The organism is Streptomyces sp. NPDC056883 (genome assembly GCF_042788835.1).
Classification (GTDB): Bacteria; Actinomycetota; Actinomycetes; order Streptomycetales; family Streptomycetaceae; genus Streptomyces; species Streptomyces stoeckheimensis.
On sequence record NZ_JBHUBS010000003.1, the window covers coordinates 328,291 to 339,980 of the forward strand.

Below are 11,690 nucleotides of genomic sequence, written 5' to 3' on the forward strand. Positions count from 1 at the left end.
GCCGAGCCAGCCGGGACACCCCGCCCTCCGGCCTTGCGACGCTGCCCCCAGCCCTTGCCCCCGAGCCTTGCTCCCCGGCCCCTGCCCCCGGGCCTGCCGCTCCGGGCCTGCCCCCCGGGCCTGCGGCCCTACCCCGGCCCCTGCCCCCGGGCCTGCCGCCCCGGGCCTGCCCCCCCGGGCCTGCGGCCCTACTCCGGCCCGCCCCCCTCCAGCCCGTCCGGCGTTTGAGGACCGGGGTCCGGGCGGAGCCCGGGGAACGGTGGAAGGGCGGGTAGGGGAATCCGCCCCGCAGGGACGGCCCGCCACGCGGGTTCTGTGCCACCACCGGCGCCTCCCGCCCCCCCCGGCCCCCCGGCCCCCCCGCCCCCCGGCCCGGGGACTCGCGCGGCGGGGACTGTCAGAGCGGGCGGCTAGCCTTTTCACGTGTCCGCGCGTCCGTCCGTCCTCACCGATCCCGAGCAGCTCAAGGAGCTCCTGGGGGTCCCCTTCACGCCCGAACAGATGGCCTGCATCACCGCTCCGCCCGCCCCGCAGGTCATCGTGGCCGGAGCCGGCTCCGGCAAGACCACCGTCATGGCCGCCCGCGTGGTCTGGCTGGTCGGCACCGGCGCGGTCGCGCCCGAACAGGTCCTCGGCCTGACCTTCACCAACAAGGCCGCCGGCGAGCTGGCCGAGCGCGTACGGACCGCCCTCGCGCGGGCCGGGATCAGCGATCCGGACCCCTCCCCGGCCGAGGCCGACTCCGCGGGCGGCGAGCCGCGCATCTCCACGTACCACGCCTTCGCCGGACAGCTCCTCAAGGACCACGGCCTGCGCATCGGCCTGGAGCCCAGCTCCCGGCTGCTCGCCGACGCCACCCGCTTCCAGCTCGCCGCCCGCGTGCTCCGCGAGGCCCCCGGCCCCTACCCGTCCCTCACCAAATCCGTTCCGGACCTGGTCAGCGATCTGCTCGCGCTCGACGGGGAGCTCTCCGAGCACCTCGTACCGCCGGAGCGGCTGCGCGCGTACGACACGGAGCTCCTCTCCGCCCTCGCGGACGTGAAGCTCAGCAACGAGGACCTCCGCAAGGTCCCGGAAACCGTCCGGGGCCGCCTCGAACTCCTCGAACTGGTCTCCCGCTACCGCGCCGCCAAACGCTCCCGCGACCTCCTCGACTTCGGCGACCAGATAGCCCTCTCCGCGCAGCTCGCCACCACCCGCCCCGAGGTCGGCGCCCTGCTGCGCGAGGAGTTCCGCGTCGTCCTGCTCGACGAGTACCAGGACACCTCGGTCGCGCAGCGACTGCTCCTGTCCGGGCTGTTCGGCGGCGGGACCGGGCACGCCGTGACCGCCGTCGGCGACCCCTGCCAGGCCATCTACGGCTGGCGCGGCGCCTCGGTGGCCAACCTCGACGACTTCCCCGAGCATTTCCCCTATGCCGACGGCCGCCCCGCCACCCGCTTCTCCCTCAGCGAGAACCGGCGCAGCGGCGGCCGCCTCCTGGACCTGGCCAACGAGCTCGCCGCCCCGCTGCGCGCCATGCACGAGGGAGTCGAGGCCCTGCGCCCCGCACCGGGCGCGGAGCGCGACGGCTCCGTCCGGTGCGCGCTGCTGGAGACCCATGCCCAGGAGCTCGACTGGATCGGCGACTCCATCGCCCACCTGGTCCGTACCGGAACCGAGCCGCGCGAGATCGCCGTACTGTGCCGCTCGGGCGGGGACTTCGCGCGGATCCAGGCGGTCCTCGTCGAGCGGGACGTCCCGGTCGAGGTCGTCGGCCTGTCCGGGCTGCTCCACCTCCCGGAGGTCGCGGACCTCGTCGCCGTCTGCGAGGTCCTCCAGGACCCGGGCGCCAACGCCGCGCTCGTCCGGCTGCTCATCGGGCCGCGCTGGCGGATCGGCGCCCGCGACCTGGCCCTGCTGGGCCGCCGCGCCCGCACCCTGATCTCCCGCGCCCCGTCCTCCTCCGACGACGACCGGCTCGCGGCAGCCGTGGAGGGCGTGGACCCGGCGGAGATCGTGTCGCTGGCCGACGCCCTCGAAACCTTCCTGGACGGCGCGGGCCAGTCCGCCCCCGACCAGCTGCCCTTCTCCGCGGCCGCCCGGGTCCGCTTCGCGCACCTCGCCCAGGAACTGCGCGACCTGCGCCGTTCCCTCTCGGACCCGCTGATGGACGTCCTGCACCGGGTCCTGTCGACGACCGGCCTCGACGTGGAGCTGGCCTCGTCCCCGCACGCGCTGGCGGCCCGCCGCCGGGAGACCCTGTCGAGCTTCATGGACGTGGCGGCCGGCTTCGCCTCCCTGGACGGCGAGGCCTCCCTCCTCGCCTTCCTCGCCTTCCTGCGCACGGCGGCCCAGTACGAGAAGGGCCTGGACCACGCCCTCCCCGGCGGCGAGAACACGGTCAAGGTCCTGACGGCCCACAAGTCCAAAGGCCTGGAATGGGACGTGGTCGTGGTCCCCGACCTCTCCGCCGGCTCCTTCCCGAAGGAGAAGGCCCCGGAGGTCTGGACCTCGTACCCGAAGGTCCTCCCGTACGCCCTGCGCGGGGACGCACCGACCCTCCCGCCCACCCCGGATTGGACCTCGCCGGGCCTGCGCGCCTTCAAGTCGGCCCTCAAGTCCCACAAGGCCGTCGAGGAACTCCGCCTCGGCTACGTCACCTTCACCCGCCCGCGCTCCCTCCTCCTGGCCTCGGGCCACTGGTGGGGCCCGACCCAGAAGAAACGACGCGGCCCGTCCACCTTCCTCTCCGCCCTCTACGAACACTGCGCGGCGGGCCACGGCGAGATCGAAGCCTGGGCCGACACCCCGGCCCCGGACGCCGAAAACCCGGCCCTCTCCACGGACACCACCCCGGACCACTCCTGGCCCCTCCCCCTGGACCCCACCTCCCTCACCCTCCGCCGCGAAGCAGCCACCCTGGTCGAGTCCTACCTCCACCCCCCGAGCACCACGGGGGACCGGGGCGCCGCGGGCTATCCGGGAACTCAGGGCCACCCGGGCCGCCGGGGCGCCGCGGGCTACCAGGGCGCCGAGGGTCATCCGGGGACTCCGGGCCACCTCGGCCACCTGGGCGACGCAGACCACCCAGGAACTCGGGGTCGCCGGGGCGGCGCGGGCTACCCGGGGACCCCGGACGGCCCGGAGTACCGGGCCTCCCGGAACCACCAGACCTCCCCGGAGGACCCCTACCTCTGGCCCCCGCACTGCGAAGACCCCGCCTACGACGAGGAGCCCCCGGCCCCCTGGCCGGACCCGGCCGACGAGCCTGCGGGTACGGCCCTCCCGTGGCCGGACTCGGCCGGCGGGGCCGCAAGGGCGGACGCCCCGTGGCCGGACCCGGCCGAGGAACCGGCCGCCGCGGAGGCCGCCCGGCCGCAGGCCGGGGCCGGCCGGGGCAGGGCCGTGCCCGCCGCCGCAGGCGGGACCCCGCAGGGGGTCCGGGGCACAGCCCCGGTTTCGGGAAGGGGCGGGGTGGGGGAAGAAGAAGCCCCGCCGCCCCCGGACGACCTGTGGCCCGGGGACGGGTACCGGGCCGCGCCCGGGCCGCGCCCGACCGACCCCGCCGACGCCCTGTGGCCCGAGGACGACACCTGGGCCGCCCCCAAGCCCCACCCGCGCCCGGCCGCGCCCGGTGGCGATGACGCCCTGTGGCCGGAGGGCACCGAGGGGCCCGCGCCCCGCCCGTACCCGTCCGCGCCCGCCGACGACCTGTGGCCGGAGGCCGGGGACCTGGCCAGGCGTCGCCCGCGCTCCGCCGCGTCCGCGCCCGCCGACGACTTGTGGCCCGAGGACAACGACGGGACCGCGCCCCGCCCGTACCCGTCCGCGCCCGCCGACGACCTGTGGCCGGAGGCCGAGGACCTGGCCAGGCCCCGCCCACGCCCCGCCGCGCCCGCGCCCGACCCCGACGACCTGTGGCCGGAGGCCGAGGCCGAGGCCGAGGCCGGGGCCGCGGACGGCGACTGGGCTGCGGCCCGGCCCCGACCCCGCCCGGCGACGCCAGGCCGCACCGACGCCCCGTGGCCAGAGGCCGGCCCCACCCCCGGCCCCCTCACCCCCGAGGACGCCAGGGCCATCGCCTCCTGGGACCGCGACCTCGACGCCCTGGAGGGCGAGCTCCGCCGCGCCCGCGAGGCCGTCCGCGACGTGGAGCTCCCGTCCGCGCTCTCCGCCAGCCAGCTGCTGCGCCTCGCCTCCGACGAGCAGGGCTTCGTACGCGACCTCGCGCGCCCCATGCCCAAGCCCCCGCAGCCCGCCGCCCGCCAGGGCACCCGGTTCCACGCCTGGGTGGAGTCCCGCTTCGACGAGCTGCCGCTGCCCCACCTCGACGTACTCGACCCCCTCACGGACCTCCCCGGAGCCCAGCCCCCGGGAGGCGACGGTTCCGACCAGGACATCGCCGACGAGGCCGACCTCGACGCCCTCAAGGCGGCCTTCGAGCGCAGCCCGTACGCCGACCGGACCCCGTACCGCATGGAGGTCCCGGTCCAGCTGACCCTGGCCGGCCGGGTGATCCGCGGCCGGATCGACGCGGTCTACCGCACCACCGACGCAGGCGCAGACGCGGACGCAGACGGCACCGGCACCACCTACGAGATCGTCGACTGGAAGACCGGCCGCACCACCGAGGCCGACCCCCTCCAGCTGGCCGTCTACCGCCTGGCCTGGGCGGAGGCCACCAACACCCCCCTCGCCCAGGTCACGGCCGTGTTCCTGCACGTCCGCAGCGGCCGCGTCATCCGCCCCCGCAACCTCCCCGACCGCGCTCGTCTTGAGCAGATCCTCCAAGGCAAAACGGACACGGAAAGCGACCATCGAACGGACGGCTAGGCTCGTGGCCATGAGCGACACCCCGGCGGACAGCGTCGTCCGCACGTACATCGAGACCCACCGCGCGGCCTTCCTCGACGACCTCGCCGACTGGCTCCGCATCCCCTCCGTCTCGGCCCAGCCCGAGCACGCGGACGACGTACGGCGCAGCGCCGACTGGCTGGCCGCGAAGCTCAAGGAGACCGGTTTCCCGGTCACCGAGGTCTGGCAGACGGCCGGCGCCCCCGCCGTCTTCGCCGAATGGCCGAGCGAGGACCCCGCGGCCCCCACCGTTCTCGTCTACGGGCACCACGACGTGCAGCCCGCCGCCCTCGCCGACGGCTGGCACACCGACCCGTTCGAGCCGGTCGTCAAGGACGGCCGGATGTACGGACGCGGCGCCGCCGACGACAAGGGGCAGGTCTTCTTCCACACCCTCGGTGTCAGGGCCCACCTCGCCGCGACCGGCGCGTCCGCCCCCGCCGTGCACCTCAAGCTGCTGATCGAGGGCGAGGAGGAGTCCGGCTCCCCGCACTTCCGCGCCCTCGTGGAGCGCGAGGCGGCCCGCCTCGCCGCCGATGTCGTGATCGTCTCCGACACCGGCATGTGGTCCGAGACCACGCCCACCGTCTGCACCGGCATGCGCGGCGTCGCCGACTGCGAGATCGACCTGTTCGGACCCGACCAGGACATCCACTCGGGTGCCTTCGGCGGTGCCGTGCCGAATCCGGCCACCGTCGCCGCCCGCCTCGTCGCGGCCCTGCACGACGCGGACGAGCGGGTCACGATCCCCGGCTTCTACGACAACATCGCCGAGCTCACGGACGCGGAGCGCGAGCTGATCGCCGAGCTCCCCTTCGACGAGGCCGAGTGGCTCCGTACGGCCAAGTCGTACGCGGCTTCGGGCGAGGCCGGCTACTCCACGCTGGAGCGCGTCTGGGCCCGCCCGACCGCCGAGGTCAACGGCATCGGCGGCGGCTACCAGGGCCCCGGCGGCAAGACCATCGTGCCCGCCTCGGCGCACCTGAAGCTGTCGTTCCGCCTGGTCTCCGGGCAGGACCCGTACGAGGTCGAGACGGCCGTCACGGCCTGGGTCGCGGAGCGCGTCCCGGACGGAATCCGGCATTCGATCACCTTCGGCGCCCCGACCCGGCCGTGCCTGACCCCGCTGGACCACCCGGCGCTGCAGTCGGTCGTCCGCGCCATGAGCCGGGCCTTCGGCCAGAAGGTCCGCTTCACCCGCGAAGGCGGTTCGGGTCCGGCGGCCGACCTCCAGGACGTGCTGAACGCCCCCGTCCTCTTCCTCGGGATCTCCGTACCCTCCGACGGCTGGCACTCGCCGAACGAGAAGGTCGAGCTCGACCTGCTCACCAAGGGGGTCGAGACGGCCGCCTACCTCTGGGGCGACCTGGCCGCCCACTGGAAGCCGGCGTCCGCTTGACGACGCCACACACGCCACACACGCCCCACCCGCCACCGCACACCCGTCCGTCCTGCTGAGCCTGCCTGTGTCCCACCACCGGGGGAGTTGGAAGTACCTGTGAGCACCCATACCGAGTCCGAGCGTCCGATCTCGCTGGCCGCGCCCAGCGGAATCGACCGCGCCGCGCACCACCGCCTCGACGAGGCGTGGCTCGCCGCGGCCTGGAGCCACCCCAGCACCCGCGTCTTCGTCGTCTCGGGCGGCCAGGTCCTGATCGACGACACCCCCGACGGCGGTACCGCGATCGTGATGACCCCGGCCTTCGAGGCCCCGGTCACCGAGACCCACCGGTACTTCCTGGGGACCGACGAGGACGGCGTACGGTACTTCGCGCTGCAGAAGGACTCGCTGCCCGGCCGCATGGACCAGTCGGCCCGCCCGGCCGGCCTGCGCGAGGCCGGAATGCTGCTCTCCGAGCGGGACGCCGGGCTGATGGTGCACGCGGTGGCGCTGGAGAACTGGCAGCGCATGCACCGCTTCTGCTCCCGCTGCGGCGAGCGCACGGTGGTCGCCGCGGCCGGGCACATCCGCCGCTGCCCGGGCTGCGGGGCCGAGCACTACCCGCGGACCGACCCGGCGGTGATCATGCTGGTCACGGACGACCAGGACCGCGCGCTGCTGGGCCGCCAGGTGCACTGGCCGGAGGGCCGCTTCTCCACCCTCGCGGGGTTCGTCGAACCGGGCGAGTCGATCGAGCAGTCCGTCATCCGCGAGGTCTGGGAGGAGGCGGGCGTCAAGGTCGGCGAGGTCGACTACATCGCCAGCCAGCCCTGGCCGTTCCCGTACAGCCTGATGCTGGGCTTCACGGCGCGCGCCGTCACCTTCGACATCACGGTCGACGGCGACGAGATCCAGGAGGCCCGCTGGTTCTCCCGCGACGACCTGCGCACGGCGATCGAGGCCGGCGAGGTCCTCCCGCCGGCGGGCATCTCCATCGCGGCCCGCCTGGTCGAGCTCTGGTACGGCAAGCCCCTCCCGAAGCCGGTCGCGACCGGCTGACCGGACCCGCCCGTCCATCGGCTGCACCACACGAAGGCCCCCGCTCCGGCGGGGGCCTTCGTCCGTGTCCGTCCGTGTCCCGTCCGTCCTCCGTCAGGTCATGTTCAGGTACGGCAGGGGCCCGGCCACATGGCGAGCGGGATGATCCAGGCGCCGAGGGCGAAGCCGGGGGCGTACTTGTGGCTGCCCGAGGGCCGGTCCGGCCGGATTGCGGAACAGGTGGCGGGGCCCGCGCATCGCGGCTTCCCCCACGGGCGCACGTCGTACCGGCTCATGCCTGCTCCCCCTCCGGGTTCCCCCGGTCGGTGAGCCGGTCGAGGCGGGCCCGCTGGGCTTCGGTCAGCCGGAGGTCCTCCGCGGCGAGGTTCTCCTCCAGGTGGGCGATCCGGGCGGTGCCCGGGATCGGGAGGACGACCGGCGAGCGGCCGAGCAGCCAGGCGAGCGCGACCTGCGTGGGGGTGGCTCCGGCCTCGGCGGCCACGGCGGCGACCTCGGCCGTCGCCCCGGACCGCCCCCAGGCCACGGTGGCCCAGGGCAGGAACGCGATGCCCGCCGCCTCGCAGGCGGCGAGCACGGGCTCGTGCCCCCGGTCGAGCAGGTTGTAGCGGTTCTGCACGCTCGCGATGTCGACGATCTCCCGGGCCGCGGCGAGCTCGCCGACGGTGACCTCCGACAGCCCGATCCGGCCGATCTTGCCCTCGGTGCGCAGGTCCCGCAGCGTGCCGATCTGGTCGGCGAGGGGCGTCTGCGGGTCGATGCGGTGCAGCTGGAGCAGCTCGATCCGCTCGACGCGCAGCCGGCGCAGCGCCTGCTCGACCTGCTCGCGCAGCGCGGCCGGCCGCGCGTCCTGCATCCACTCGCCCGACGGGACCGAGCGGCCGATCCCGACCTTGGTGGTGACGTGGACCCCGTCCGGGTACGGGTGCAGGGCCTCGGCCAGCAGCTCCTCGTTGGCGCCCCAGCCGTACATGTAGGCGGTGTCGATCAGAGTGACGCCCAGCTCGACGGCCCGCCGCGCCACCGCGAGAGCATTCTCACGGTCCGGGCCCGGGTCCGTGGGCAGGCGCATGGCCCCGAAACCGAGCCTGCGCACTTCCAGATCCCCGCCGATGCGGAACACGGTCGTACTCACGTGTGTGGCCCCTCCCCCTTGATCAACGCGATCAAGAGGCCACGCTAACAGGCCAGTTGGCGGCTCCCCGCAACGCAGAAGCCCCCGCCGGGGCGGGGGCTTTCCGTGCGTGGAGCTCAGCACATCAGACGGCGAGGGCCTGCTTGACCTGGGCCAGGCTCGGGTTCGTCATGACCGACTCGCTGCCCGCGGAGGAGGTGACGAGGACGGTGGGAACCGTCTGGTTTCCGCCGTTCGCCTTCTCCACGAACGCCGCGGACTCGGGGTCGAGCTCGATGTTGATCTCGGTGTAGGCGATGCCCTCCCGGTCCAGCTGCTTCTTCAGCCGGTTGCAGTAGCCGCACCAGGTCGTGCTGTACATCGTGACGGTGCCCGTGTCCTGCATGCTGCGCTCTCCTCTGTGAAGGCTCGTTGGTCCGAGTACTCGAACGTACGGGACCGCGCGGCCATTCCCGGGCCCCGCATTTCGCACCGGTACGACCGGTGGGGCGGGCCTGTGGACAAGTTTCCCGTCCCCCTCACGAGACCTGGCAGCATGGCAGGGTGACATCAGCAACGCACTCCTCATCCCTCACGCCCGGCGCGGACTCGGCCGACGCGGTGCTCCTGGGCCTGGACCCGGAGCAGCGCGAGGTCGCGACGACCCTGCGCGGGCCGGTGTGCGTGCTCGCGGGCGCCGGCACGGGCAAGACCAGGGCGATCACCCACCGCATCGCCTACGGGGTCCGTTCCGGCCAGCTGATGCCGGCGAGCGTGCTGGCCGTCACGTTCACCAACCGCGCCGCGGGCGAGATGCGCGGCCGCCTGCGCGAGCTGGGCGCGGGCGGGGTGCAGGCGCGGACCTTCCACTCCGCCGCCCTGCGCCAGCTCCAGTACTTCTGGCCCAAGGCGGTCGGCGGCGACGTGCCCCGGCTGCTGGAGCGCAAGATCCAGTTCGTGGCCGAGGCGGGCGCGCGCTGCCGCATCCGCCTCGACCGGGGCGAGCTGCGCGACGTCACCGGCGAGATCGAGTGGGCGAAGGTCACGCAGACGGTCCCCGCCGACTACCCGGCGGCCGCCCGCAAGGCCGGCCGCGAGGCCCCCCGGGACCTGGCCGAGATCGCCCAGATCTACGGGACGTACGAGCAGCTCAAGCGCGACCGCGGCATGATCGACTTCGAGGACGTGCTGCTCCTCACGGTCGGCATCCTCCAGGACCGCCACGACATCGCCGAACAGATCCGCACCCAGTACCAGCACTTCGTCGTCGACGAGTACCAGGACGTCAGCCCGCTCCAGCAGCGGCTGCTGGACCTCTGGCTCGGCGAGCGCGACACCCTCTGCGTGGTCGGCGACGCCAGCCAGACGATCTACTCCTTCACCGGCGCCACCCCCGACCACCTGCTGAACTTCCGCACCAAGTACCCGCAGGCCACCCTGGTCAAGCTGGTCCGCGACTACCGCTCCACCCCCCAGGTGGTCCACCTCGCCAACGGGCTCCTCGCCCAGGCCAAGGGCCGCGCCGCCGAGCACCGCCTGGAGCTGGTCTCCCAGCGCGAGACCGGCCCCGACCCGGTCTACGCCGAGTACACCGACGAGCCCGCCGAGGCCGAGGGCATCGCCCACCGGGTCCGCGACCTCGTCGCGGCCGGCGTCCCGGCGGGGGAGATCGCCGTCCTCTACCGGATCAACGCCCAGTCCGAGGTGTACGAGCAGGCCCTCGCCGACGCCGGAGTCCCCTACCAGCTGCGCGGAGCCGAGCGCTTCTTCGAGCGTGCCGAGGTCCAGAAGGCGATCCTCGCCCTGCGCGGAGCCGCCCGCTCCGGCGGCAACGACCGGCTGCTCGACGACGTCGTGGAGCTCGGATCCCAGGTCCGCGCCGTGCTCAGCTCCACCGGCTGGAGCAGCGAACCGCCCGCCGGCTCCGGCGCCGTCCGCGACCAGTGGGAATCGCTGGCCGCGCTGGTCCGGCTCGCCGAGGACTTCGCCCGCAGCCGGCCGTCCGCGACCCTGGCCGACCTGACGGTCGAGCTGGACGAGCGCAAGGCCGCCCAGCACGCCCCGACCGTCCAGGGCGTCACCCTCGCCTCGCTGCACGCGGCGAAGGGCCTGGAGTGGGACGCCGTGTTCCTCGTGGGCCTGACCGACGGCATGATCCCGATCACCTATGCGAAGACCGACGAGCAGGTCGAGGAGGAGCGCCGGCTGCTCTACGTCGGCGTCACCCGCGCCCGGCACCACCTGACGCTCTCCTGGGCCCTCTCCCGGACTCCGGGCGGCCGGGGGTCCCGACGCCCCAGCCGCTTCCTGAACGGCCTGAGGCCGGGCTCCCTGGCGCCGGGAAGCAGGCCGGGCGGTCCGCTCGAGCCCGGGGCCCGCAAGCGGGGCCGCCGCGGCCCGGCCGTGTGCCGGGTCTGCCGCAAGACGCTGACCGACGCCGGCGAGCTGAAACTGATGCGCTGCGAGGACTGCCCTTCGGACATGGACGAAGGGCTCTACGAGCGGCTGCGCGACTGGCGCGCCGTCCAGGCGAAGGAGCAGGGGATGCCCGGCTACTGCGTCTTCACGGACAAGACGCTGATGGCCATCGCGGAGGCCGCACCCTCGCAGGAGGGAGAGCTCTCGATGATCTCCGGCGTGGGCGCCCGGAAGCTCGAGCGGTACGGAGCCGACGTGCTGGCCATCTGTGCAGGTGAGGAGCCTGGGACGGAAGATCCTGACGACGCGTAGAAACTCGTCGGAAAAATAGTTTGCACATGCCCAGCGAAGCCCCATAGGTTCTTAGCAACGGAAACGGTGGCTTCTCCGAAGCCCCTGATCCGTGCTGTACTTATCCGAATACGCATGGGATCAGGCCTCCGGGCCGAAGTCCCCGAGACGCCGAGAGGAGGCGAGACCAGTGACCAGCTTCATCACCACCACCAAAATGACCGATCGCTCGGTTGCCGCTTCCTGCACGCTCGGCTCCTCCACGCTCCTTGCCCTCACGGGTACCGGTCTGCCGGTCACCGGTCTGTCCGCCATGTGCGCCGACAGCCCCGTCCGGCCCGCCGCCCCCGTCTCGCTGCTGGTCAGCGAGCGCAATGAGCGACCGACCAAGGCACCGGTGGCAGTACTGGCAGCAGAAGCTCAGGCGCATGGCGCCTATGCCTTTGCGGCCGCAGCCGGTGCCGCCAGTGCCGGATTCACGCGCCAGACGACGCAGACGAAGAAGCAGCACCACCTGATGTGGGCCTACCGCGGGCTCGAACCCTGGAGTGATCCAGTCTGATCTGACGATCAGACCGGCGCCTTCAGGGCCGC

General features: G+C 73.8%; 8 protein-coding genes. 5 read left to right on the forward strand and 3 right to left on the reverse strand.

All coding sequences use genetic code 11. The annotated features are described in order from the left end of the window. The first annotated feature begins 423 nt into the window (after nt 1–423). The 3 genes from ACFRU2_RS10510 (at nt 424) to nudC (ending at nt 7,276) form a co-directional block, all read left to right on the forward strand. Nucleotides 424–4,815, forward strand: a complete 4,392-nt coding sequence (locus tag ACFRU2_RS10510) for a UvrD-helicase domain-containing protein (protein WP_382970279.1) — start codon at nt 424–426, stop codon at nt 4,813–4,815. 10 nt (nt 4,816–4,825) lie between these two features. Next, the gene (locus ACFRU2_RS10515) at nt 4,826–6,235 is read left to right on the forward strand and encodes a dipeptidase (protein ID WP_382970282.1); all 1,410 of its coding nucleotides are present in this window, start codon (nt 4,826–4,828) and stop codon (nt 6,233–6,235) included. An 87-nt stretch (nt 6,236–6,322) separates the two neighbouring features. After that, the gene (nudC, locus tag ACFRU2_RS10520) at nt 6,323–7,276 is read left to right on the forward strand and encodes an NAD(+) diphosphatase (protein WP_382970285.1); all 954 of its coding nucleotides are present in this window, start codon (nt 6,323–6,325) and stop codon (nt 7,274–7,276) included. A gap of 104 nt (nt 7,277–7,380) precedes the next feature. Here the strand turns inward: nudC and ACFRU2_RS10525 are convergent, their stop codons facing one another. The 3 genes from ACFRU2_RS10525 to ACFRU2_RS10535 form a co-directional block, all read right to left on the reverse strand. Then, on the reverse strand, nt 7,381–7,551 hold the full coding sequence (locus tag ACFRU2_RS10525) for a hypothetical protein (RefSeq protein ID WP_382970288.1): 171 nt from the start codon (nt 7,549–7,551) through the stop codon (nt 7,381–7,383). Next, a complete protein-coding gene (locus ACFRU2_RS10530) occupies nt 7,548–8,408 on the reverse strand; it encodes an aldo/keto reductase (RefSeq protein ID WP_382970290.1) in 861 nt (286 codons plus the stop codon). Before ACFRU2_RS10530 ends, ACFRU2_RS10525 begins: the two co-directional genes overlap by 4 nt. 124 nt (nt 8,409–8,532) lie before the next feature. Then, the gene (locus ACFRU2_RS10535; RefSeq protein ID WP_250741801.1) at nt 8,533–8,793 is read right to left on the reverse strand and encodes a mycoredoxin; all 261 of its coding nucleotides are present in this window, start codon (nt 8,791–8,793) and stop codon (nt 8,533–8,535) included. Nucleotides 8,794–8,951: 158 nt separating this feature from the next. On the opposite strand from ACFRU2_RS10535, the gene ACFRU2_RS10540 reads away from it, so the two are divergent. Both ACFRU2_RS10540 and ACFRU2_RS10545 read left to right on the forward strand, forming a co-directional pair. After that, entirely contained in the window at nt 8,952–11,117 is a 2,166-nt protein-coding gene (locus ACFRU2_RS10540; RefSeq protein ID WP_382970293.1) for an ATP-dependent DNA helicase UvrD2, read from the forward strand. Nucleotides 11,118–11,286: 169 nt separating this feature from the next. After that, nucleotides 11,287–11,658: a hypothetical protein gene (locus ACFRU2_RS10545; RefSeq protein ID WP_382970296.1), complete on the forward strand. Its 372-nt coding sequence runs from the start codon at nt 11,287–11,289 to the stop codon at nt 11,656–11,658. Nucleotides 11,659–11,690: the final 32 nt, after the last annotated feature.